This window comes from Roseateles sp. P2_H4 (assembly GCF_056403315.1).
In genome coordinates, this window is record NZ_JBFUFR010000003.1 from 128,920 (window position 1) to 150,046 (window position 21,127).

Consider the following 21,127-nt stretch of genomic DNA (forward strand, 5'->3'; position numbering starts at 1 on the left):
GAGGAGATCCCGATGACCATTGCGCAGTACTGCCTGCTCATTGCCTGCCTGCTGCCGCTGGGCTGCACCTTGATGGCCAAGTCCAAGGGCATTGGCAAGCGCTGGCGTGACGGGGGCTTTGACAACCACAGCCCGCGCGAATGGCTGGCCAGGCTGGACGGCTGGCACGCTCGAGCCCATGCTGCCCAGTCCAACAGCTGGGAGGCCTTGCCGATCTTCGCCGCCGGCCTTTTCATCGCGCACCAGCATCAAGCTGCCCAGGCCACGGTGGACGCCCTGGCCATGGCCTTCATCGCGGCGCGCCTGGCCTTCATCGGCCTGTATCTGGCCAACCTGGCCACACTGCGCTCGCTGGCGTGGTTTGCTGGCCTGGCGGCCTGCGTCGCGCTCTTCTTTATTCCCTGATCAGGGAGTGGCTGCGGCCACGACGGTGCGGCCCTTGCTGCCGCCCTTGGCCTTGGGCTGCGCCTTGTTGGCGGCGGCCACCTTCACGGTCTTGGCGGGTGCGGCCTTGGCCACCGTGGCCTTGGGCGGCGCCGTGTTCGCCGTGTAGACGACGATGGCCTGGCCCGGCTTGAAGCGGCCGTTGGCGCTCATCTTGTTCCACTGCGCGACCTGCTCGGCCTTGACCTTGTAGCGGGCCGCGATGGCGGCGACGGTGTCGGCCTTGCCGGCCTTGAGGCTGACGCGGCGCAGCGGTGGCGCATCGGGCGCGAGGTTGAGGCTGGCGGTGTCGGCCAGGCGCTCCGACACGTCGGCGTGCACATGCTCGCCGCGTGGCACCAGCAGCGTGGAGCCGGCCTTGACCAGCATCTTGGGCGGGATCTTGTTGATGTCGCGCAGCAGGGCTTCGCTGGTGCCGGCACGCTTGGCGGCCTCGCCGGGGCTCATGGTCTTGGGCACGACCCAGGCCGTCCAGCTCGCCAGCGGGCCGCTGTGTCGCGCCAGGTTCTCGGCAAAGGCGCTGGCCTGGTCATAGGGCAGCAGCACCTGCGGCGTGGCGGCGGCCAGGATGACCGGCTTGTTCATCTGCGGGTTGAACTGCTGGAAGGTTTCCAGCGTGATGCCGGCGAGTTGGGCGGCCAGGGCCACGTCGATGTCGCGCTCGATCTTCACGCTCAGGAAATAGGGGTGGTTGGCCACCACCGGCAGCACCAGCGCATAGCGGTCGGGCGCGAAGACGATGTTCTTCACGGCCTGCAGCTTGGGCACGTAGTAGCGCGTCTCGTCCGGCATCTTCAGGCTGGCGTAGTCGGTCGGCAGCCCGAGCTTCTGGTTGCGCGCGATGGCCTTCTGCACATTGCCCTGGCCCCAGTTGTAGGCGGCCAGCGCCAGATGCCAGTCGCCGAACTGCTTGTGCAGGCGGCCCAGGTAGTCCAGCGCCGCCCGCGTGGAGGCGAGCACGTCGCGGCGGTCGTCGCGGAAGATGTTCTGCTTCAGGTCGAAGTCGCGGCCGGTGGCGGGCATGAACTGCCACATGCCGGTGGCCTTGGCCGTCGACACGGCGTGGGTGACGAAGGCGCTCTCCACGAAGGGCAGCAGGGCCAGCTCGGCGGGCATGCCGCGCTTCTCGACCTCGTCGAGGATGTGGAAGAGGTAGCGGCTGCCGCGCGTCGTCATGCGCTCGACGTAGTCGGGTCGGGCGCTGTACCAGGCCTCGGCCTTGCGCACCCAGTCGTCGTCGAGGTCCTGCAGCTGGAAGCCCTTGCGCACGCGGGCCCAGAGGTCGGCGTTCACTTCCGGGCCGTCGAGGTCGATCTTCTCGCCAGGGCGCAGGTTGTCTTCGAGCAGCTCGGCCGCCATCGTGCGCACCGGCACGGGAGCCACTGTGGGTTCGGCCGTGGCGCTGGCGACGGCAAGGGCGGCGGGAGGGGAGAGCGGGGTGTCCGGTGCGGCGACGTCCGCGGGCGGGGTGGTGGTGGCACAAGCGGCCAGCAGGGCGGCCAATACCAGAGGGGAGAGTCGGTGGATCAGGGTCATCGGAATCCGTTCTTCCATTCGCGCAGCGTGGCGAACACATCGACCGGGCTGGGCGCGGCCGGGAGTTTGAGGGGCGCGTGGCGGCGGGCGGCTTCGCGCAGCGCGGGTTCTGTACAGCGCAGGAAAGGGTTGATGCGGACTTCGTTGCCGATGCGACCCGGCAGCGTGGGCCGGTTCGCGGCGCGTTCGGTCTCGCACCAGGCGGCATAGGCCGCCAGGGCCGCGTTGCCGGGGTCCACCTCGCGCGCAAAACGCAGGTTGGACAGCGTGTATTCATGGGCGCAGCAGACGCGCGTCTCGGGTGGCAGCGCGGCCAGGGACTGCAGCGAGGCATGCATCTGCGCCGGCGTGCCCTCGAAGAGGCGGCCACAGCCGGCGCTGAACAGGGTGTCGCCGCAGAACAGCAAGGGATCGCCGCCGGGGACCTCGGCGGCAAAGTAGGCGATGTGACCCGCCGTGTGGCCGGGCACGTCCATGACGGCGAAGTTCAGGCCCAGCAGTTCGACCGCGTCGCCGCCCTGCAGGCGCTGCACCGGCTCGGGCATCTTCTCGTGGGCGGGTGCGTAGATGGGGCCCTTCAGGCGAGGGCGCAGTGCTTCGACGCCACCGACATGATCGCCATGGTGGTGGGTCAATAGAATGCCGGCGAGCGTCAGGCCCCGGGCGTCGAGCACAGCCGCCACCGGCGCTGCGTCACCGGGATCGACGACGAGGGCCTCGCGGCCGTTGTCCAGCAGCCAGAGGTAGTTGTCGTCGAAAGCGGGAATCGGCGTAAGCGTCAAAGGCGCATCACCCATGACAGATAAAGCGCCGAGTATAGATTTGGCAGCCTGGCTGCAAACCCCGCCGGGACAGCACCTGCTTGCCTGGGAGCAGGCCCAGGTCGATGCGGCCGTGACCGATCTGTTCGGGTTTCACGCCTTGCAGCTCGGCCTGCCCGAACTGGACGGTCTGCAGACCAACCGCATGACGCACCGCTGGCTGGCCGGCCGCGACCTGCTTTGCGACTTCGACGCCCTGCCTTTCGAGAGTGCCAGCCTCGATCTCGTGCTGCTGCCGCACGCGCTGGAGCTGGCGCCCGACGCCCATGCGCTGCTGCGCGAGGTCGAGCGAGTGCTGCGGCCTGAGGGGCGCCTCATCGTCTTCGGCCTGAACCCGGCCAGCCTGTGGGGCCTGCGGCAGAACCTGGGGCGGCTCAAGCGCCGTGGCGAGCCCTATCTGCCGCGTGACGGCGACTTCATCGGCTACTGGCGGCTGCGCGACTGGCTCAAGCTGCTGAGCTTCGATGTCGAGGCGGCGCGCTTCGGCATCTACCGCCCGCCGCTGCGCACGGACGCCTGGCTGCAGCGCTGGCGCTGGGTCGACGGCGTCGGCTCGCGCTGGTGGCCGGTGCTGGGCGCCGTCTATTTCATCCAGGCGGTCAAGCGCGTGCAGGGCATGCGCATGATCGGCCTGGCCAAGAATTCGCGCGCGGCGGCCAAGAAGGCGCCGGCCGTCGCGTTGAACAACCATCATCACAAGAAGAATGACTGAACCCACCAAGCCTGCGCTGGCCATCAAGAAGCCCCAGGTCACCATCTATACCGACGGCGCCTGCAAGGGCAACCCCGGCCCCGGCGGTTGGGGCGCCTGGCTGTCCAGCGGCGGTCACGACAAGGAACTCTTCGGCGGCGAGCGCGAGACGACCAACAACCGCATGGAGCTGACCGCACCCATCGAGGCGCTGGCCTCGCTCAAGCGCAGCTGCGACGTCGTCGTCTATCTCGACAGCGAGTACGTGCGCAAGGGCATCACCGAATGGATCGTCAACTGGCAGCGCCGCGGCTGGAAGACGGCCGACGGCAAGCCGGTCAAGAACGCCGACCTCTGGCAGCGCCTGGACGCGCTTCGCAAGCTGCACACGGTGGACTGGCGCTGGGTCAAGGGCCATGCCGGCGACCCCGGCAACGAACGCGCCGACATGCTGGCCAACAAGGGGGTGGCGTCGCTGAGCAAGCCGCGTCAGTAAAGTCCGCGTCAACCGAGCCCTCCGAGAACACTCATGAAGCTGCTGTTGCCACTGTTCGCCGCACTGCTGGCGGCCTCGTTCGCGCCGGCCAAGGCGGAGACTCGGATGGAGGCCCAAACCTACAGCGTGCTCTGCGCCAAGGTGATCTGCGGCCAGCTCAAGGTGGGGGAGTCGTCGCCGGAGCGGTTGATGGTGGACTACAGCTACCGCAACAACGGTCGCGGGCCTGACCAGACGGAGATGATGGTGTTCGCCGCCGACGGCGCCTGGCTGAGCTACCGCACCGAGGGCGTGTCCACCTACGGCGCTCGCATCGATGAGAGCTTCGAGCTCAAGGATGGCCGTGCCAGCTGGCGCTCGCCGGTGGACCGTGGCGACAAGCCCGGCGTGGGGCGGGATCTCGTCTACCTGCCCGTGCAGGCCAGCCCGGCCTGGGCCGGCCGCCTGGCCCAGACGCTGTTGAAGCGTCCCAACCAGCGCGCCGCCGCGCTGCCGGTGGGCCAGTTGAGCATCGAGCGCATGCAGACGTTGAAGCCGGCCGGCGCCGGCTATGAAGTCGGCCTCTATGCCATCGAGGGCCTGGACCTGGAGCCGAGCTATCTGTGGTTGCGCGAGGACAACCACGCACTGTTCGCCCAGGTCTCGCCGGGCTGGGGCGGCACGCTGCTGCAGGGTTTCGAGGCCGAGATGGATCGCCTCGCGGACGTGCAGAAAGCCGCCCAGCTGGCGCGCCTGGAGCGCCTGGCCAAGACGCTGCCCAAGTCGCTGCCGGGCCTGACCGTCATCGAGGGCGTGCACTGGTTCGATTCCCAGGCTGCCTTGCTTCGCGGTCCGTCCGATGTCTACCTGTTGGAGGGCCGCATCGCGGCCATCGCCAAGCCCGGCAGCCTGCCGAGCGCCGCACCCGAGCAGCGCATCAGCGGCAAGGGCCGCACGCTGCTGCCCGGCTTCATCGACATGCACGCCCACCTGGACGCCAGTGCGCTGCTGCTCAACCTGGCTTCGGGCGTCACCTCGGTGCGCGACGTCGGCAACAGCAACGCCGACCTGGCCGAACTCAAAGGCCGCATCGAGCGCGGCGAGGTGCTGGGCCCGCGCATCGCGGCCAATGGCTTCATCGAAGGCAAGAGCCCGTTCTCGTCGCAGGCCGACTTCGTGCCCGACAACCTGCCCGATGCCCTCGCCGCCATCGACTGGTATGCGGCCCATGGCTATCGCCAGCTCAAGCTCTACAACTCCATCCGTCCCGAATGGGTGAAGCCGATGGTGGCGCATGCGCGCGAGCTGGGCCTGCGCACTGGTGGCCATGTGCCGGCCTTCATGACGGCGCGCCAGGCCGTCGAGGCGGGCTATGACGAGCTGCACCACATCAACCAGGTCACGCTGAACTTCCTCGTCAGCAAGGGCGACGACACGCGCACGCTGCTGCGCTTCAACCTGCCGGGCGACAAGGCCGCCGATCTCAAGCTCAACGACCGCCGCACCCAGGACTTCCTCGCGCTGCTGAAGAAGAAGGGCACCGTCGTTGACGCGACGATGACTGCCTTCGAGGCCCAGTACACGCAGCGCCAGGGCCAGCCCAATCCGAGCTATGCCATGGTGGCTGCCAACCTGCCGGCCGTCGTGCAGCGGAGTTTTCTGTCGGCCGAGGTCGACATGGACGACACCAAGGCCAAACGCTGGGGCGCCAGCTGGAAGGTCATGACGGACCTGCTGCGCCGCATGTACGCGGCCGGCATCCCGCTGGTGGCGGGCACCGATGCGACGCCCGGCTTTGCGCTGCAGCGCGAGCTGGAGCTCTATGTGCAGGCCGGCATCCCGGCCGCGCAGGCGCTCAAGATCGCCACGTGGAACGGTGCCAAATACAGCGACCGGCTGAACGAGATCGGCAGCATCGAGCGCGGCAAGCGGGCCGACCTGGTGCTGGTGGACGGCGACCCGGTGGCCGACATCCGCGCCATCCGGCGCGTCGCGCTGGTCATCAAGGGCGGCCAGGCGCTGTCACCGTCGGCGCTCTATCAAACCATGGGCATCCTGCCCTTCGTGCCGTCGGCGGAGATCACGAAGTGAAGTTGCTGGCCGCACTGCTGCTTGCCGTGCCGCTGGCAGCCGGCGCCGACACCACGCTGCGCTACTGCACGGCCGGCAGCCCCAAGACCTTCGACCCGGCGATGACCGACAGCTATGTCGACCATGTCGCCCACATGCCGGTCTTCGGCACACTGGTCGAACCCAAGCGTGGCACGGACGAACTCATTCCCGGCCTGGCGCAGAGCTGGGCCATCAGCCCCGATGGCCTGGCCTACACCTTCGAGCTTCGCAAGGGCGTCACCTGGCACACCGTCGAGGGCTTCAAGCCCACGCGCGAGTTCAATGCCGACGACGTGCTCTTCACCTTCGGCCGGCTGCTCAGCCGCGACAGCGAATTCGCCAAGGCCTTCCCCAGCGTGTCGCCCTATGTGCTGTCCTTCGGCTGGGAAAAGCGGATCCGCAAGGTCGAGAAGCTCGGCGACCACCAGGTGCGCATCACGCTGGCCGAGCGCGACGCCTCCTTCCTGTCGGCCCTGAGCTTCACCTTCACGCTGATGCAGTCGGCCGAACTGGGCGCCCAGCTGCTCAAGGCCGGCACGCCGCATCGCATTGCGCAGATGCCGGTTGGCACCGGACCCTTCCAATTGAAGAGCTTCCGCGCAGACAGCGTCATCCGCTACGTGAAGCATCCGACCTGGTGGCGCAAGGCCGAGCGCCCGGTCGTCGACCAGCTCGTCTACGCCGTCACCCCCGACGCCAGCGTGCGCGCCCAGCGCCTCAAGCGCAACGAGTGCGACATCGCCGCCCCCGTCGGCCCGGCCGAACTCGACGAGCTGAAGAAGGACCCGGCCATCAAGCTCGCCACCGCGCCGGGCATGAACATCGGCATCCTGGCCTACAACACCCGGCGCCCGGCGCTGGCCAAGGTCGAGGTGCGCCAGGCCCTGGACATGGCCATCGACAAGGCCGCGATCGTGCGCACCGTCTACGGCGATGCCGGCACCCTGGCCACCAGCAATATCGCGGCCGCCAACTGGGCCCATGACGCAACGCTCAAGCCCACGCCCTACGACCCCGCCCGGGCGAAGGCCATGCTGGAGAAGGCCGGCGTGCTGCCGCTGAACATCACGCTGTGGGCCATGCCCGTGGTGCGCAACTACAACCCCAACGGCCAGCGCATGGCGCAGATGATCCAGGCCGACTGGGCCAAGGTGGGCGTCACGGCGCGCATCGTCACCTACGAGTGGGGTGAGTATCTGCGGCGCATCGATGCCGGCGAGCACGACACGGCGCTCAGCGGCTGGAACAGCGACCCCGAGCCCGCCAATACCTTCGGCCAGCTCGCCTGCGGCGCCAACAACGGCGCCTTCTGGTGCAACCCGGCCTACGACAAGCTGCTCGCCGAGGCGCGCCAGACCCTCAAGCAGGAAGAGCGCAAGGCCATCTATGCCAAGGCCCAGCGCATCGCCATGCAGGAGCTGCCCTGGACGCCGATTGCCAGCGGGCGCATCGCCGTGCCCGAGCGGGCGACGGTCAAGGGTTTTGTCCTGGACCTCGACGGCGGCACCTATTTCGACGGCGTGACTCCGCGCTAAACAAGGAAAACGACATGAGCATCAAGAGCGACAAATGGATCCGCCGCATGTGCGAGCAGCACGGCATGATCGAGCCCTTCGAGCCCGGCCAGGTGCGTGAGCAGGACGGCCGCAAGATCATCAGCTACGGCACCTCGAGCTACGGCTACGACATCCGCTGCGCGCCGGAGTTCAAGGTCTTCACCAACATCCACAGCACGGTGGTGGACCCGAAGAACTTCGACGAGAACAGCTTTGTCGACATCAACAAGGACCTCTGCATCATCCCGCCCAACAGCTTCGCGCTGGCGCGCACGATGGAGTACTTCCGCATCCCGCGCAATGTGCTGACGGTCTGCCTGGGCAAGAGCACCTATGCCCGCTGCGGCATCATCGTCAACGTGACGCCCTTCGAGCCGGAATGGGAAGGCTATGTGACGCTGGAGTTCAGCAACACGACGCCGCTGCCGGCCAAGATCTACGCTGGCGAGGGCTGCGCCCAGGTGCTGTTCTTCGAGAGCGACGAGGTCTGCGAGGTCAGCTACAAGGATCGGGGCGGGAAGTACCAGGGGCAGGTGGGGGTGACCTTGCCGAAGGCCTGAGGTGGAGCTAGCCGCCAGCGACGAGCCATGAGAGGACGGCCAGGACGAAAACGCAGAGGAGAGCTGCGAGCCAACGTTCACGCCGCGCGGTGATGGCCGGCGTGCCGTCGGCAGTGTTGGGCGGGAGGTTGCGCAGCGAGCGCTGCCTTTCCCGCATGTCGGCAAGCCTGAGCAGAACAAGGACGGCGAACACTGCAACGAATGTGGCGGTGAGGAGTACCTGTGCCGTCGACATGACGCTCAGCCCCGCATCAGCGCCAGATACTGGATCAGCCCCATCCGCCCCGCTCGCATCACCCGCTTGTGATTCCACCTGAACAACGGCGCCAGCAGCGGCGCCGTCCAGCGCAGGATGCCCGGCGGCAGCGTGACGCGCCAGACGAAGGTGACGTCGGTATGGCTGCCCGCCTCGGGCAGGGCCTGCTTCATCAGCCAGATGCCTTCTCCCGCCAGCGTGCCGGCCGCCCGGGCGCGCAGGCGCTCTTCCTTCAGCACCTCGGTCACTTCCAGCTGCAGGTGCAGCCGGTAGCCCAGGCCGGTGCGGAAGGTGATTTCCTGCAACAGCCCCACGCCGGTGCCGTCGCCGCTGCGCAGCTTGCGCACCCCCACGACGCCTGGCCACCAGCGTGGCCAGTGCTCGGTTTCGGTGATGGCCTGCCAGACGCGGGGAACCGGCGCATCCAGGCGCCAATGGCTGACGAGATCAAAAAAAGCGATTTGAGACATGCAAAGGGGATACGCCGGGCTACCCAGGGTAGATGCCGAGGTTTACGCTGCATCCGGAATTCTTACCGCTGCGTATCAGCTTTCCATGACCTCCCCCGCCGCCACCCCCGTCCAGGCCCGCGCCATCCGCCGCCGCCTGCTGGAGCGCGTGGCCGACACCGACGACAGCCACCAGACCGTGCCCGCGGGCCCGGCCGGCTGGCAGCCTTTCGGCCAAGGGGTGGAGATCAAGGTCTTGCATGAAAACGACGGCATTCTGAGCTATCTGCTGCGTTTCGCGCCCGGCGCCCGCCTCGAAGCCCACCGTCACCCGGTGGACGAGGAATGCCTGGTGCTGGAGGGCGTGCTCAAGGTCGGCAGCCAGATCGAGGTCGGCCCCGGCGGCTACCACCTGGCCCGTGCCGGCAGCCTGCATGCCAGCATCAGCACCGAGACCGGTGCCACCATCTTCCTGCGCGGCGCCGAGCCGCACGTGGACCAACTGTTGGTTTGAGGACATCACATGACCCTGCCACACCCCACCGAGACCGGCGAAGAGCCGCCGAACCCGGCGCTGCTGTTCGACGACGTCGATCCGCATGACGCCGAACTGGACGAGCCCTGCGTGGCCGAGGCGGCCGCCGCCAAGGCGGGCTGCCCGACGCTGGACGACGCCCAGCTTGCCGCCTGGATAGACGGCATCGTCGAGCACGACGAGCGCGCGCTGCTGGCCCTGTATGAGGCGACGCTGTCGCGCGTCTATGGCCTGGTGCTGCGCCTGGTGCGCCGCAGCCAGCTGGCCGAGGAGGTCGCCGAGGAGGTCTATTTCCAGGTCTGGCGCCAGGCGCCGCGTTTCGACGCCGAGCGCGGCCGGCCGCTGACCTGGCTGCTGGGCATGGCCCGTTCGCGCGCCATCGACGCCATTCGCCGCGAGGCCCGCTTCCAGCATGAGGAGCTCGACGAGGAGAGCGTGCCGCTGTCGGCGCCGGCCGCCGACTCCGGCGACGAGCTGCTGTCCGTGGCCCAGGGCCATGCCGAACTGCACCGCGCCCTGCTGCTGCTCAAGCCCCAGCCGCGCCAGCTCGTCGCGCTGGCCTTCTTCAATGGCCTGTCGCATGAAGAGATCGCCAGCCAGACCAGCCTGCCGCTGGGCACGGTCAAATCGCAGATCCGCCGCGCCTTGATCACGCTTCGGGAAGCCTTGGGCGACACTGGCGCCCATGCGCTGCCGGCCTGAAGGGGGACGCCATGAAGACGATGCCCACCATCCCTGAATCCGACGACGACAGCAGCGACCTGAGCCCCCTGCTCAGCGAGCCCTTTGCCCAGGCCTGGGTCACGCCGACGCCGGGCCTGCCGGGCCGCCTGGGAGAGCGCCTGGGCGGGCGCCTCGCCCAGTCCCTGAAGGCCGAGGCGGGCATGATCACCGTGCGCCGCCGCAAGGCCGAAGCCGAAACCCTCGCCGAAGGCGCCCAGCGGCGCTGGCTCTACCGCGCACCGGCCGCCCGCACGCTGCGCCGCGGCGAACCGCGGGCCGCCAGCGTCATCGAATTGCAGGCCGGTGCCCAGCTCATGCTGCCACCGGGCGGAGCGCGTGAGTTCCTGGTGTTGCGCGGCAGCCTGGAGATCGACGCCGAGAGCCTGAGCTTGCGCGACTTCCTGCTGCTGCCGGCGGGCAGCAGCACGGTGCTCGGCAGCCGCGACGGCGCCCATGTCTTCGTGCGCGAAGCCGACAGCGACAGCGTGAAGCGCACGCTGGTGCGCGATGTGGAAGCCGGTTGGCCCGAGTTCGCGCCCGGCATCCGCCGCCGCGTGCTGTGGACGGCCGGCGGCCAGGCCGCGCTGCTCTACCGCGCCGACCCCGGCGCCAGCGTGCCCAACCACAGCCACGGCCACGACGAGGAATGCCTGATGGTGCAGGGCGAGCTCTTCCTCGACGACGTGCTGCTGCAGCAGGGCGACTACCAGCTGGCCCCAGCCGGCACCGGCCACCGCATCACCGAGACCGACACCGGCGTGGTGCTCTACGCGCATGGCGACCTCGACCTGCAGTTCTTCTGACTTGAATCGCATCAGCGGCAGTTAAGGGCGGCTTTTCCAGCTTTTTCCGCCCTTCAGTTTTCGCCGGCCCCGGCACGATGGCGGCACACGCCAGAAGTCCGCCGAGGCCAACATGCTCATTCCGTTGCACCTGATCCCCATCCCCGCCGATGAACCCCGCGGCCTGGGCGACCCGGGCCATGTGCACAGCGGGCTCAAGATCGCGCAGGGCGTGCATCTGGGCGACATCCGCGCCCTGGGCCTGACGGTAGCCAGCGCCACCAGCGGCCCCGTCAGCACCGCTGATCTGCTGCGCTTCGGCCAGCTGATGAACGACGCCGGCCTGGCCATCAACCCGACGCGCATGCTCTACGACCGCCAGTACGCCTACGAGCGCCTGGCCGACGGTCATGGCAGCAACCATCCCGGCCTGCGCGAGTTGGCCCTCGATCTCTTCGAGGCCTACCAATCCGCCGGCGAATGGATAGGGATGACGCACTGAAGCCCCTCGTCCAAGGAGTACCTTGGCCGGTCCCCCGAGGGGACGGCGATGCTTGCCGGATTGACCGACAAGCACATCGCCCAAGGCGGGCCGGCTAGGGAGCGGCCCGGCGCTCGGCCCGCAACTCCCGGCGCGCGGTGTCATTCGTCCCCCAATCACGGGGCTTTCCGCGCGCTTGTGGGCTTTGCCCCCAATCCCGGGGGCTTTCCCCAGGCCGAAGCCTGGCTTTCCTCACCCGGGGCATGCGGCCCTTGCGGGTTACGCTCGCGGTTTCGTCCTTCTGCCGAACCGCTCCATGACACGACATTCCCTTTCGCTGCTGGCTTTGGCCGCGCTGGCCGCCACCGCTGCCCATGCCGATGAAGGCATGTGGATGCCCAAGCAACTGCCGCAGATCGCCAAGTCCCTGAAGGCCGGCGGCCTGGCCCTGGACCCGGCCAAGCTCAAGGAGCTGACCGACTTCCCGATGGGCGCCGTCGTGGGCATTCCCGGCTGCACGGCCAGCTTCGTGTCGCCGCAGGGCCTGGCGGTCACCAACCACCACTGCGCCTACGGCAGCATCCAGTACAACTCCAAACCCGACCGCGACCTGCTGAAGAACGGCTTCTACGCCGTCACGCTGGCCGATGAGCTGCCCGCCGCGCCCGGCACCCGCATGTGGGTGACCGTGGACATGAAGGACGTCAGCGCCGAGATCCTGAACGACAAGACCCGTGCCCTGACCGGCAAGGCCCGCACCGACGCCATCGAGACGACCCAGAAGGGCCTCGTCGCCGCCTGCGAGGCCGACAAGGGCCACCGCTGCACCGTCCATGCCTTCTTCGGCGGCCTGCAGTACCAGCTGATCAAGCAGCTCGAGATCCGCGACGTGCGCCTGGTGCACGCGCCGGCCACCGGCGTGGGCCTGTTCGGCGGCGACGCCGACAACTGGGTCTGGCCGCGCCACACCGGCGACTACAGCTTCTACCGTGCCTACGTCGGCGCCGATGGCAAGCCGGCCGATTTCAGCAAGGACAACAAGCCCTACACGCCCAAGCATCACCTGAAGATGCCCAGCAGCCCGCTGAGCCAGGGCGACTTCGTCATGGTGGCCGGCTATCCGGGCGGCACCGACCGCCACCGCCTGCCGCGCGAAGTCGACTTCGCCTTCGGCTGGCAGCAGCCCGCCCAGGCCAAGGCCATGGGCGAGGCCATCGACCTCATCAAGGCCGAAACCGCCGGCCGCCGTGACGGCGAGATCAAGATGGCGTCCCGCATGCAGGGCCTGCAGAACTACTACAAGAACCTGCAGGGCCAGCAGCAGAGCTACGACGGCAGCGACATCCTGGCCCGCAAGCAGGCCGAGTTCGACAAGCTCAAGGCCTGGGTCAACGCCTCGCCCGAGCGCAAGGCGCGCTACGGTGCCGACATCGCCGCCACCGAGAGCCTGCTGGCCGAGCGCCAGGCCATCCTGCGCGCCGAATACCTGGGCAACTTCATCACGCCGGCGCTGCTGAACTCCGCCCGCCAGCTCTACCTGGTGGCGCAGGAACGTGCCAAGCCCGACGCCGAGCGCAAGGCCGGCTACCAGGAGCGCGACCTGCCGCGCCTGCGCGCGAACCAGCAGCAGTTGGACCGCCGCTATGACGAGCAGACCGACAAGCGCGTCGTCGCCCACTTCCTGGCCCAGTACCTGGCCCAGCCGGCCAACACGCTGAACCCGGCGTGGCTGGACGCGCTCGGCCTGAAGGCCGGCCAAGACGAAGCCGGCATCCGCGCTCAGCTCGACAAGGTCTTTGCCGGCAGCAAGCTGTCCGACAGCGCCTTCCGCATGGGCTGGCTGGACAAGGACGCGGCCGCTTTCAAGGCCAGCGATGACGCCTTCCTCAAGGCTGCCGTGGCGCTCTACGACGACGACCGCCGCCTCGAGACCCGCGACAAGGAATTGGGCGGCAAGCTGCAGAAGGCCTACGCCGGCGTGCAGCAGGCCATGATCGACTACCACGCCAGCCGCGGCGAAGCCGTCTACCCCGATGCCAACAGCACGCTGCGCATCAGCTACGGCAAGGTCGAGGGCCGCAGTCCCGGCACCGACGGCAGCACCTGGACGCCGTTCACGACGCTGCGCGGCATCGTCGCCAAGCACAAGGGCCCGGACGAGGCCGGCGGCGAATTCAACGCGCCCGCCGAGCAGCTCGCCGCCATCAAGGCGCGCAACTTCGGCAAGTACTACGTCAAGTCGCTGGATTCGGTGCCCGTGAACTTCCTGTCCACGCTGGACACCACCGGTGGCAACTCCGGCTCGCCGGTGCTGAACAAGAACGCCGAACTCGTCGGCCTGCTGTTCGATGGCACGCTGGACGCGGTGATCGCCGACTGGAGCTTCGACCCCAAGATGGTCCGCAGCATCTCGCTGGATGCGCGCTACATGCTGTGGCAGATGAGCACCGTCGACAAGACGACGCGCCTCTTGGACGAGATGGGCGTGAAGTAGCCCACCCCCGAGGCGCTTGACGCGCCTCCCCCTCAAGGGGGCGCTGCCAGTGGCCCGGCAAAGCCGGTTCCACGGCAGCCGCTGGAGGAGAAGAACGGCAGCGTTTCGCTGCCGTTCTTCGTTTCGTGCCTACTCCTTCACTACCGCCTCGACCTGGATGCGCAGGTTCACGTCCATCTTGAAGCCCCAGTCCTTGCCCGCCACGAGGCCGAAGTCCTCGCGGTTGAACGTGCCCGAGGCGTCGGCGCCGCACCAGTCGCGCTTGAACAGGGGGTGGGGCATGCACTTGAGCTGGTGGATGGTCAGCGTCATCGGTTGGGTGCGGCCGTTCAGCGTCAGCTCACCGACCAGCTTGGCCGGCACAGCGCCCTCGAAGCGGCCCTTGAAGCTGGCGCCGGGGTTCTTGGCGACATTGAAGAACTGCTCGCCCTTGGCCCAGGCGTTCATCGCTTCCAGGCCGAAGTCGATGCTGGCGAGATCCATCTGCACGTCGACGCTGCCGCTGCCATTGGCCTTGTCGTAGACGATGCTGCCCGAGTTCTTCGTCAGCTTGCCGCGCCAGTAGGACATGCCCATGTGGTCGGCCTCGAAGCTGGGGTAGGTGTGGGCCGGGTCGACCACATAGGTAGCCGGCGCGGCCTGGGCCAGCGTGGCGGCGAACAAGACGGGGAGCAGGGTCAGTCGGTTCATGGGAGTCTCCGGTGAAGGGTGATGAGAGGCGCTTGCCTGACACTATGACGAAGCGGGCCGCGCGATTTCGACAGCGGCCCGCAAATTGGTTTGCCGACATGATCGCCCGACTCCTCATCGCCTTGCTCGCGCTGGCCCTTGCCGCCTGCGCACCCCTGAAGCCCCAGCCCAGCGCCGAGAAGCGCTACAGCGCCGCCGAGTTGCTCGCGCTGCGCCCGGCTGATTTCTACTGGCCGGCGATGTCGACAGCCGGCGAGCAGGCCCAGCGTGAAGCGGCCCTGGCCGACATCCGCGCCCGCATCGCGCTGCCGCCCGGCCCCGAGCGTGACGCGGCCCTGCCCAGGCTCTTCGATCTCGTGGCCCAGTACAACCTCGAGATCGACGCCGCGCGGCCGCTGCTGCTGCAGGCCCTGCCGACGCTGGCCGGCCGCGACGCGGACTACCAGCGAGCCCTGCTGACGGCGGCACGCGCGCTGTATGGGGCCGAAGCCGAGTTCGCCCTGCAGCCGCTGCTGACCCAACTGACGGCAAGCAAGCCCTTCGCCATCGCGGCCTACACGCTGAAGGCGGCCAACCCGGGCCATGCCGAGTTCATCCGCGATCTCGTGCCGCGCCAGTTCCCCCAGTGGCGCGACGACCCGCGGTTGGTGGCGTTGATGGACGACGTGGCGCCCGTGCGCATGGCCCAGCCGCCGCTGGCCGAGCTGCTCGCCGCGCCGCTGCGGCCCGGCCTGCCGGTCATCTTCAGCCTGCAGCGCCCCGGCCGCGTGGACATGGGCCTGGTGCTGGTGCGTGCTGCCGACGGCCGTTTCGTGCGCGATGCGCGCGGCCAGCTCTTCGCCCAGCCCCAACTGGCGCTGTCACGCAGCGGCCTGCCCGGCACCATCACCAATGGCAACACGCCGCAGGGCGTCTTCACCATCGTCGGCGCCGGTACGGCCACCAATCCCAACATCGGCCCCACGCCCTATCTGCACAGCAAGCTGCCCGTCGAGGCGACGGTGGCCGAGTTCGAGCATGCCGACACGCCGGCCGCCTGGAGCGAGGAGCTGTACGAGAGCTTTCTGCCGCCCAGCTGGCGCGGCTTCGCCGCCATCAAGGAAGCCTGGCTGGCCGGCCGCGCCGGGCGGGACGAGCTGCTCATCCACGGCACGACGATCAACCCGGCCTATTACGCCGGCAGCCGCTACTTCCCCGGCACGCCGCAGCAGGGCTGCATGATCTCCAACGAAGACTGGGACCCGGCCACGGGCCGCCTGATGGCGAGCCGGCAGCTGACGCTGGCACAGGCCTATGCCGCCGCCGGTGCGCGCGCCGACCTGGCGGGCTACCTCGTCGTCGTGGAGCTTGCGGGGTCCGGGCCGGTGATGCCGGCCGAGGGGCTGGCGCTGGTCAGCGCCGCGGGGCGTTGACACTCAGTCTTCGGCGCCCAGATTGGCGTGCACCCGCTCCAGCAGCGCCAGCAGTTGGTCGCACTCCACCTTGCTGAGGCCCTGCATCGCGGCCTGAGCGAGCTTGTCGCCCTGCACACGCACGGCCTCCTGCGCGGCCGCGCTCTCGGGTGACAGACGCAGGCGCTGCACGCGGCGATCGTCGGGGTCGGTCTCGGCCAGCAGCAGGCCGCGCTCCTTCAGGCCGGCGATCAGCCGGGCGATCTGCGCCTTGTCGCGGCCGCTCTTGGCCACCAGCTCGCTCGGTGTCGCGCCGGGGTGGCGCGCGAAGAAGCCCAGCGCCTTGGCCTCCATGTGCGTGACCGCCGACGGCCCGTCGCGCAGCGCGCGGAACTGGCGGCTGCGGAACAGGTGCATCAGCGTGTGGATGGTCTCGAAGACCTCCGACGCGACGCTGGCTTTATGGTTGACATTGTCAACTTTATTCTTCATGATGGATGACATTATCAACCAATGCAATCCATCATGAGCCTGGTGCCTGCACGCCGCATCCAACGAATCCGCTATGAGATCCAGCGCCGCGAGCTGCGCGTCAGCCGCGTCGAGCCGCGCGGCGACCGCTTCGTCGCCATCACGGTGCAGGGCGAATCCCTGCGCGACTTCGCCTCCGCTTCCTTCGACGACCACGTCAAGCTGATGCTGCCCGACGGGTCAGGCGGCCAGCTGATGCGCGACTACACGCCGCGCGCCTTCGACACGCAGCGGGGCGAGCTGGTGCTCGAGTTCGCGCTGCACGGAGATGGCCCCTTTGCGGGCTGGGCCGCGCAGGCTGAGGTGGGCCAAATGCTGACGGTGGCCGGCCCGCGCGGCTCCATGGTGATCCCGACGGACTACGACTGGCACCTGCTCGTCGGCGACGACAGCGCCTGGCCCGCCATCGCGCGCCGTCTGGAGGAGCTGCCGGCCGGTGTGCGCGTGGACGTGCTGCTGCTGATGCCCGACGCACCGGCCTGGCCCGCTGGCAGCTCGGTCACGCCGCAGTACTTCGCCACTCCCGAGGCGCTGGCGCAGGCCCTGCGTGAGTTGGCACTGCCCGCAGGCGAGGGCTTCGTCTGGTGTGCCGGCGAGGCCCAATGGATGGCCGCGTTGCGCGACGTGCTGCTGCGCGAGAAGGGCCACCCGAAGGAAGCCATGAAGGTCGCGGCTTATTGGAAGCAGGGCGCCACCGGCTACCACGCACGGCTGGACGACGACGCGCCGGCGCGCTGAGGCGTCATTCCACGAACCGCATCCCGCCGTACTCCCAGCGCCAAGGCACACCCGTCTCGCCGAGGATGAACTTCACGAGCTGGGGAAAGGCCGGCTCGGCCCGCACGTCGTTGGCCAGGATGACGACGCAGCGCCGGCTGGCCTTGACGCAGACCCAGGTGTTGCCGGTGCTGTCGTCGTGCCCGCCCTTGTAGAAGCCCGGGCCCTGCGGCCCGTCGAAGACGATGACGCCCAGGCCCGCGGCCAGGTCGGCGCGGCGCCGCGCGGGCGGCAGCTCCGGCTGCAGCGTCGGGAACTGCGAGGCCGTCGTGATCGGCAACTGGGGCGAGGTCAGCGCGGCGGCGCCCTCGGGCGACAGCGTGACGCCCTTGATGTAGCCGGCCGCCATGAGGGCCATGTCGGCGATGCTCGTGTCCATGGACCCGGCCAAGCGCACCTTGCTGCGCTCGTCGTGGGGCACGGCCTGGCCGTCCAGGGTCCAGCCGTCGGCGAGGTTGGGCCGGAAATCGGGCCGCCACATCATGCCGGTGCGCTTCATGCCGAAGCGGTCGAACACGCGGCGCTGGATCTCGGCGCCCATGTCCAGACCCAGGCCGCGCTCCATGACGAACTGCAGCAGGATGAGCCCTTCGCCCGAGTACGCGTAGCGCGTGCCGGGGTCGAAATGCATGCGCAGCTTGCGGTCGGGTTCGAGAAAGGCGAAGTTGGCGAAGCCGCTGCTGTGGGTCAGCAGCATGCGCGCGGTCAGGCGGCGCCAGCGCTCGTCGCCGGCCAGATGGCGCCAGGGGCCGTATTTGCTGTCGTGGGGGTAGTCGGGCAGCGGCTTGTCGAGGTAGTCGGCCAGCGGCCGGTCCAGTGACAGCTTGCCGCGCTCCACCTGCTGCATGACGGCAAAGCCGAACACGGTCTTGGTCAGCGAGGCGCCGTACATGACCGTGTCGACCAGCAGCGGCTCGCCCGCTGCATTGCGCTTGCCGTAGGCGCCGACGTGCACGACCTGGCCATCGTCGACGACCGCCACGGCCAGGCCCTGGGCCTGCGTGGCGGCCATCAGCCGCGCCGCCTCGGCGGCTATGGCCTCGCTGGTCGGCATGGCGGGCTGGGCGAGGGCGCTCAGCAGGGGCAGGGCGGCCAGCAGGCCGGCGAATCGGGTCAGGTGCATGGAGCCTCCTGGCCGCAAGCCTAACGGCTGTTCAAATCGGCCGCACATGCCGTCCCTCCTCCTCACCCCACCCACCCTCGACAGCGCCGACGAGCTGCTGCGCTTCGAGACCGACAACCGCGCCTTCTTCGAGGCCCGCATCAATTCGCGGCCCGCCAGCTATTACTCGCCCGAAGGCGTGCGCGCCGCCATTGCGCTGGCCGAGCGCGAGGCGGCCGAGGACAAGGGCTACCAGTTCCTCGTCCGCGCCGAGGCCGGCGAACTGGTCGGCCGCATCAACCTGATCGGCGTGAAGCGCAGCCACTTCCAGATGGCCGACCTGGGCTACCGCATGGCCGAGTCGGCCTGTGGCAAGGGTTACGCGAGCGAGGCCGTGCGGCTGGTGCTGGCCAAGGCCTTTGGCGAGCTGGGCCTGGCGCGCGTGGAGGCGAATGCACGCGTCGGCAACGAGGGATCGATCAAGGTGCTGCTGCGCAATGGCTTTCGCGAGTTCGGCCGCTCGCAGCGCAGCTTTCTGCTCGACGGCGTCTGGCACGACCGCCTGCATTTCGAGCGGCACGCCGGCTGAGCCCTGAGCCCTGACCCTGCCCTGACCTTCAGGGCAGGCGGCGCAGCGTCTTCTGCAGCGGCGCCTGCAGCCGTTCGCGCTGGCCCGCGTCGGTCACGTCCAGCACGCCGGCCAGCAGCGGCCACAGGAATTCGCGCAGATTGTGCAGGTCGGTCAGCGCGGTCTCGTCCCAGGCCTGGGCCTGCTTCAGCGGCTGCAGCAGCCGGTCCAGCCAGGCCTGCAGGGCGGCCTCGTCCGGCTTGAGCCTGAGCTGCAGCTGCAGCGCCGCGCGCGCCAGGCGCTGGCCCTCGCCGTAACGGTAGGCATGTCGATGGTCGGCCAGCACCTGGCTGCTGATGGCGTCCAGCAGCAGCTGGCGCTCGGCCGGGCCCAGCGCCGCGTTCATGCCGAGTTGAAGGGCCAGGTCGGCACCATGGGCCACGCCGTGGCGCCAGCCTTCGCCAGCGACGAGACCGCGGTAGTCGCGCACGCCCGCCAGGAAGCGCGCCGCGCGGTCCACCAGCTCGGCGCGCTGCTCGTCGTTCATGAAGGGCTTGAGCCGGTCGGCCCGCGCCACCTCGGCCAACGTCAGCACCGCAAAGGGCTGGTGCACGCCGGCCATATCGGGTGGGACAGCGGGCTTGGCATCCAGCACGGCGACCAGATCGGCGCGCAGCCGCTGCAAGGTGGCCGCCTCCAGCTTGGCATCCCGCGCCCAGGCGGCGATCTGCTCGAAGGCGATGTCGTCGCGCAGCCGGGGATCGAGTTCGGCGAGGCAGGGCAGCAGGGCGATGGCCTGCTGCTGGATGCGAGCGGGGTCGCTCTCGGTCTTCAGATCGGCGGGTGGCGCGCAGGGCTGCGGGGTCGGCGCGCCGTGGGCGGCCAGGGCCAGCGACGAAAGCAGGGCGGCGGCGAGGGTCTTCATGCGCCGCAGTAGCGCATGCCCGCGCGCCCCAGGCAAGAAGTCAGGCCGTCGGGTAGGTCCCGGGAACAAGGATGTCGCGCGTCACATTCGTCAGCTGCGTATGGCCGCAGAAGGCCATCGTCACGTCCAGTTCCTTGTGCAGGATGGCCAGCGCCTTGGCCACGCCTTCCTCGCCCATGGCGCCCAGGCCATAGGCCATGGCGCGGCCGATCATGGTGCCTCTCGCGCCAAGAGCCCAGGCCTTCAGCACATCCTGGCCGGAGCGGATGCCGCCATCCATCCAGACTTCCGTCTGCCCGCCCACCGCGGCCGCGATGGCCGGCAGCGCATGGATGCTGCTCGGCGCGCCGTCGAGCTGGCGCCCGCCGTGGTTGCTGACGACGATGGCGTCGGCCCCCGCCTGCACGGCGAGCCTGGCGTCCTCCACGTCCATGATGCCCTTCAGGATGAGCTTGCCACCCCATTGCTCCTTGACCCAGGCGATGTCGGCCCAGGACAGGCGCGGGTCGAACTGCTCATTCGTCCAGGCCGACAGCGAGCGCATGTCGCTGACGCCTTTCACGTGGCCGACGAGGTTGCGGAAGGTGTGGCGCTTGGTGCCCAGCATGCCCAGGCACCAGCGCGGCTTGGTGGCCAGGTTGATGAGGTTGGCGAGCGTCGGCCGGGGCGGCGCGGTGAGGCCGTTCTTCAGGTCCTTGTGACGCTGGCCGATGACCTGCAGGTCCAGCGTCAGCACCAGGGCCGAGCACTTGGCCGCCTTGCAGCGCTCGATCATGCGGGCCATCGCCTCGCGATCGCGCATCATGTAGAGCTGGAACCAGAAGGGTGCCGCGGTGTGCTCGGCGATGTCCTCGATGGAGCAGATGCTCATCGTCGACAAGGTGAACGGGATGCCGAACTTCTCGGCCGCCCTCGCGGCGTGGATCTCGCCGTCGGCGTGCTGCATGCCGGTCAGGCCCACGGGCGCGATGGCCACGGGCATCCTGGCCGCCTGACCCACCATCGTCACCGCCGTGCTGCGGCCCTCCATGTTGACGGCCACGCGCTGGCGCAGCTTGATGGCCTGGAAGTCGCTTTCATTGGCCCGGTAGGTCGTCTCCGTCCAGGAGCCCGAATCGGCGTAGTCGTAGAACATGCGCGGCACGCGCTTCTGGGCGAGCTGGCGCAGGTCTTCGATGCAGGTGATGACGGGCATGGCGCGGGGAGGGCGGTGGGAGCAGTCGTGGAT

23 protein-coding genes are annotated in these 21,127 nt (G+C 68.9%); 14 read left to right on the forward strand and 9 right to left on the reverse strand.

Annotated elements, in window-relative coordinates; all coding sequences use genetic code 11:
• The first annotated feature begins 12 nt into the window (after positions 1 to 12).
• Entirely contained in the window at positions 13 to 405 is a 393-nt protein-coding gene (locus AC1DW3_RS03410; RefSeq protein WP_477928579.1) for an MAPEG family protein, read from the forward strand.
• Here the strand turns inward: AC1DW3_RS03410 and AC1DW3_RS03415 are convergent, their stop codons facing one another.
• Together AC1DW3_RS03415 and gloB are read right to left on the reverse strand one after the other, a co-directional pair.
• Positions 406 to 1,980, reverse strand: coding sequence for a transglycosylase SLT domain-containing protein (locus AC1DW3_RS03415; protein WP_477928581.1), 1,575 nt, complete (start codon positions 1,978 to 1,980; stop codon positions 406 to 408).
• A complete protein-coding gene (gene gloB / locus AC1DW3_RS03420; protein ID WP_477928775.1) occupies positions 1,977 to 2,762 on the reverse strand; it encodes a hydroxyacylglutathione hydrolase in 786 nt (261 codons plus the stop codon). The genes AC1DW3_RS03415 and gloB overlap by 4 nt, the downstream gene beginning before the upstream one ends.
• A gap of 13 nt (positions 2,763 to 2,775) precedes the next feature.
• Between gloB and AC1DW3_RS03425 the strand changes: the two genes are divergently transcribed.
• From AC1DW3_RS03425 to dcd, 5 genes are read left to right on the forward strand one after another with little or no spacing between them, the layout of a single operon-like run.
• Positions 2,776 to 3,513 (forward strand): class I SAM-dependent methyltransferase, encoded by a 738-nt coding sequence (locus AC1DW3_RS03425; protein WP_477928582.1) that lies wholly within the window; start codon positions 2,776 to 2,778, stop codon positions 3,511 to 3,513.
• Positions 3,506 to 3,988 (forward strand): ribonuclease HI, encoded by a 483-nt coding sequence (rnhA, locus tag AC1DW3_RS03430; protein WP_477928584.1) that lies wholly within the window; start codon positions 3,506 to 3,508, stop codon positions 3,986 to 3,988. Before AC1DW3_RS03425 ends, rnhA begins: the two co-directional genes overlap by 8 nt.
• Positions 3,989 to 4,021: 33 nt before the next feature.
• A complete protein-coding gene (locus tag AC1DW3_RS03435; protein ID WP_477928586.1) occupies positions 4,022 to 6,058 on the forward strand; it encodes an amidohydrolase family protein in 2,037 nt (678 codons plus the stop codon).
• On the forward strand, positions 6,055 to 7,614 hold the full coding sequence (locus AC1DW3_RS03440; protein WP_477928588.1) for an ABC transporter substrate-binding protein: 1,560 nt from the start codon (positions 6,055 to 6,057) through the stop codon (positions 7,612 to 7,614). The genes AC1DW3_RS03435 and AC1DW3_RS03440 overlap by 4 nt, the downstream gene beginning before the upstream one ends.
• 14 nt (positions 7,615 to 7,628) lie before the next feature.
• Entirely contained in the window at positions 7,629 to 8,195 is a 567-nt protein-coding gene (dcd, locus tag AC1DW3_RS03445; RefSeq protein WP_477928590.1) for a dCTP deaminase, read from the forward strand.
• Positions 8,196 to 8,202: 7 nt separating this feature from the next.
• Here the strand turns inward: dcd and AC1DW3_RS03450 are convergent, their stop codons facing one another.
• Entirely contained in the window at positions 8,203 to 8,430 is a 228-nt protein-coding gene (locus tag AC1DW3_RS03450; RefSeq protein WP_477928592.1) for a hypothetical protein, read from the reverse strand.
• Between the two features lie 5 nt (positions 8,431 to 8,435).
• Entirely contained in the window at positions 8,436 to 8,921 is a 486-nt protein-coding gene (locus AC1DW3_RS03455; RefSeq protein WP_477928594.1) for an SRPBCC family protein, read from the reverse strand.
• Positions 8,922 to 9,006: 85 nt separating this feature from the next.
• Here AC1DW3_RS03455 and AC1DW3_RS03460 point away from each other — a divergent pair, with 85 nt between their 5' ends.
• The 5 genes from AC1DW3_RS03460 (at position 9,007) to AC1DW3_RS03480 (ending at position 13,915) form a co-directional block, all read left to right on the forward strand.
• The gene (locus AC1DW3_RS03460) at positions 9,007 to 9,414 is read left to right on the forward strand and encodes a cupin domain-containing protein (RefSeq protein ID WP_477928595.1); all 408 of its coding nucleotides are present in this window, start codon (positions 9,007 to 9,009) and stop codon (positions 9,412 to 9,414) included.
• 9 nt (positions 9,415 to 9,423) lie between these two features.
• Positions 9,424 to 10,137, forward strand: a complete 714-nt coding sequence (locus AC1DW3_RS03465) for a sigma-70 family RNA polymerase sigma factor (protein ID WP_477928597.1) — start codon at positions 9,424 to 9,426, stop codon at positions 10,135 to 10,137.
• An 11-nt stretch (positions 10,138 to 10,148) separates the two neighbouring features.
• The gene (locus AC1DW3_RS03470) at positions 10,149 to 10,961 is read left to right on the forward strand and encodes a cupin domain-containing protein (protein ID WP_477928598.1); all 813 of its coding nucleotides are present in this window, start codon (positions 10,149 to 10,151) and stop codon (positions 10,959 to 10,961) included.
• A gap of 112 nt (positions 10,962 to 11,073) precedes the next feature.
• Entirely contained in the window at positions 11,074 to 11,442 is a 369-nt protein-coding gene (locus tag AC1DW3_RS03475; protein WP_477928600.1) for a hypothetical protein, read from the forward strand.
• Positions 11,443 to 11,737: 295 nt separating this feature from the next.
• Entirely contained in the window at positions 11,738 to 13,915 is a 2,178-nt protein-coding gene (locus AC1DW3_RS03480; protein WP_477928601.1) for a S46 family peptidase, read from the forward strand.
• A 129-nt stretch (positions 13,916 to 14,044) separates the two neighbouring features.
• Here AC1DW3_RS03480 and AC1DW3_RS03485 read toward each other — a convergent pair whose 3' ends face one another.
• Positions 14,045 to 14,605 (reverse strand): YceI family protein, encoded by a 561-nt coding sequence (locus AC1DW3_RS03485; protein ID WP_477928603.1) that lies wholly within the window; start codon positions 14,603 to 14,605, stop codon positions 14,045 to 14,047.
• A gap of 98 nt (positions 14,606 to 14,703) precedes the next feature.
• Between AC1DW3_RS03485 and AC1DW3_RS03490 the strand changes: the two genes are divergently transcribed.
• The gene (locus tag AC1DW3_RS03490; protein ID WP_477928605.1) at positions 14,704 to 16,017 is read left to right on the forward strand and encodes a hypothetical protein; all 1,314 of its coding nucleotides are present in this window, start codon (positions 14,704 to 14,706) and stop codon (positions 16,015 to 16,017) included.
• Between the two features lie 3 nt (positions 16,018 to 16,020).
• On the opposite strand, the gene AC1DW3_RS03495 is transcribed toward AC1DW3_RS03490, so the two are convergent.
• Positions 16,021 to 16,488 carry a MarR family winged helix-turn-helix transcriptional regulator gene (locus AC1DW3_RS03495; RefSeq protein ID WP_477928607.1) on the reverse strand — a complete coding sequence of 156 codons (468 nt, stop codon included), beginning with the start codon at positions 16,486 to 16,488 and terminating at the stop codon, positions 16,021 to 16,023.
• 33 nt (positions 16,489 to 16,521) lie between these two features.
• Here AC1DW3_RS03495 and AC1DW3_RS03500 point away from each other — a divergent pair, with 33 nt between their 5' ends.
• Positions 16,522 to 17,265: a siderophore-interacting protein gene (locus tag AC1DW3_RS03500; RefSeq protein WP_477928609.1), complete on the forward strand. Its 744-nt coding sequence runs from the start codon at positions 16,522 to 16,524 to the stop codon at positions 17,263 to 17,265.
• 4 nt (positions 17,266 to 17,269) lie between these two features.
• On the opposite strand, the gene AC1DW3_RS03505 is transcribed toward AC1DW3_RS03500, so the two are convergent.
• Positions 17,270 to 18,427, reverse strand: coding sequence for a serine hydrolase domain-containing protein (locus AC1DW3_RS03505; RefSeq protein ID WP_477928610.1), 1,158 nt, complete (start codon positions 18,425 to 18,427; stop codon positions 17,270 to 17,272).
• A gap of 46 nt (positions 18,428 to 18,473) precedes the next feature.
• On the opposite strand from AC1DW3_RS03505, the gene AC1DW3_RS03510 reads away from it, so the two are divergent.
• On the forward strand, positions 18,474 to 18,995 hold the full coding sequence (locus AC1DW3_RS03510; RefSeq protein ID WP_477928612.1) for a GNAT family N-acetyltransferase: 522 nt from the start codon (positions 18,474 to 18,476) through the stop codon (positions 18,993 to 18,995).
• A gap of 28 nt (positions 18,996 to 19,023) precedes the next feature.
• On the opposite strand, the gene AC1DW3_RS03515 is transcribed toward AC1DW3_RS03510, so the two are convergent.
• Both AC1DW3_RS03515 and AC1DW3_RS03520 read right to left on the reverse strand, forming a co-directional pair.
• The gene (locus AC1DW3_RS03515) at positions 19,024 to 19,899 is read right to left on the reverse strand and encodes a DUF2785 domain-containing protein (RefSeq protein WP_477928614.1); all 876 of its coding nucleotides are present in this window, start codon (positions 19,897 to 19,899) and stop codon (positions 19,024 to 19,026) included.
• A gap of 40 nt (positions 19,900 to 19,939) precedes the next feature.
• Positions 19,940 to 21,094, reverse strand: a complete 1,155-nt coding sequence (locus AC1DW3_RS03520; RefSeq protein ID WP_477928616.1) for an alpha-hydroxy acid oxidase — start codon at positions 21,092 to 21,094, stop codon at positions 19,940 to 19,942.
• Positions 21,095 to 21,127: the final 33 nt, after the last annotated feature.

What these genes read in the sequence shown, in the direction of transcription:
- AC1DW3_RS03505 (WP_477928610.1), bottom strand. Translation starts at nt 18,427, where the DNA reads ATGCACCTGACCCGATTCGCCGGCCTGCTGGCCGCCCTGCCCCTGCTG.
- AC1DW3_RS03495 (WP_477928607.1), bottom strand. Translation starts at nt 16,488, where the DNA reads ATGAAGAATAAAGTTGACAATGTCAACCATAAAGCCAGCGTCGCGTCG.
- AC1DW3_RS03520 (WP_477928616.1), bottom strand. Translation starts at nt 21,094, where the DNA reads ATGCCCGTCATCACCTGCATCGAAGACCTGCGCCAGCTCGCCCAGAAG.
- AC1DW3_RS03455 (WP_477928594.1), bottom strand. Translation starts at nt 8,921, where the DNA reads ATGTCTCAAATCGCTTTTTTTGATCTCGTCAGCCATTGGCGCCTGGAT.
- AC1DW3_RS03425 (WP_477928582.1), top strand. Translation starts at nt 2,776, where the DNA reads ATGACAGATAAAGCGCCGAGTATAGATTTGGCAGCCTGGCTGCAAACC.
- AC1DW3_RS03465 (WP_477928597.1), top strand. Translation starts at nt 9,424, where the DNA reads ATGACCCTGCCACACCCCACCGAGACCGGCGAAGAGCCGCCGAACCCG.
- AC1DW3_RS03480 (WP_477928601.1), top strand. Translation starts at nt 11,738, where the DNA reads ATGACACGACATTCCCTTTCGCTGCTGGCTTTGGCCGCGCTGGCCGCC.
- AC1DW3_RS03460 (WP_477928595.1), top strand. Translation starts at nt 9,007, where the DNA reads ATGACCTCCCCCGCCGCCACCCCCGTCCAGGCCCGCGCCATCCGCCGC.
- AC1DW3_RS03450 (WP_477928592.1), bottom strand. Translation starts at nt 8,430, where the DNA reads ATGTCGACGGCACAGGTACTCCTCACCGCCACATTCGTTGCAGTGTTC.
- AC1DW3_RS03470 (WP_477928598.1), top strand. Translation starts at nt 10,149, where the DNA reads ATGAAGACGATGCCCACCATCCCTGAATCCGACGACGACAGCAGCGAC.
- AC1DW3_RS03515 (WP_477928614.1), bottom strand. Translation starts at nt 19,899, where the DNA reads ATGAAGACCCTCGCCGCCGCCCTGCTTTCGTCGCTGGCCCTGGCCGCC.
- AC1DW3_RS03490 (WP_477928605.1), top strand. Translation starts at nt 14,704, where the DNA reads ATGATCGCCCGACTCCTCATCGCCTTGCTCGCGCTGGCCCTTGCCGCC.
- dcd (WP_477928590.1), top strand. Translation starts at nt 7,629, where the DNA reads ATGAGCATCAAGAGCGACAAATGGATCCGCCGCATGTGCGAGCAGCAC.
- rnhA (WP_477928584.1), top strand. Translation starts at nt 3,506, where the DNA reads ATGACTGAACCCACCAAGCCTGCGCTGGCCATCAAGAAGCCCCAGGTC.
- AC1DW3_RS03475 (WP_477928600.1), top strand. Translation starts at nt 11,074, where the DNA reads ATGCTCATTCCGTTGCACCTGATCCCCATCCCCGCCGATGAACCCCGC.
- AC1DW3_RS03410 (WP_477928579.1), top strand. Translation starts at nt 13, where the DNA reads ATGACCATTGCGCAGTACTGCCTGCTCATTGCCTGCCTGCTGCCGCTG.
- AC1DW3_RS03415 (WP_477928581.1), bottom strand. Translation starts at nt 1,980, where the DNA reads ATGACCCTGATCCACCGACTCTCCCCTCTGGTATTGGCCGCCCTGCTG.
- AC1DW3_RS03485 (WP_477928603.1), bottom strand. Translation starts at nt 14,605, where the DNA reads ATGAACCGACTGACCCTGCTCCCCGTCTTGTTCGCCGCCACGCTGGCC.
- AC1DW3_RS03435 (WP_477928586.1), top strand. Translation starts at nt 4,022, where the DNA reads ATGAAGCTGCTGTTGCCACTGTTCGCCGCACTGCTGGCGGCCTCGTTC.
- AC1DW3_RS03510 (WP_477928612.1), top strand. Translation starts at nt 18,474, where the DNA reads ATGCCGTCCCTCCTCCTCACCCCACCCACCCTCGACAGCGCCGACGAG.
- AC1DW3_RS03500 (WP_477928609.1), top strand. Translation starts at nt 16,522, where the DNA reads ATGAGCCTGGTGCCTGCACGCCGCATCCAACGAATCCGCTATGAGATC.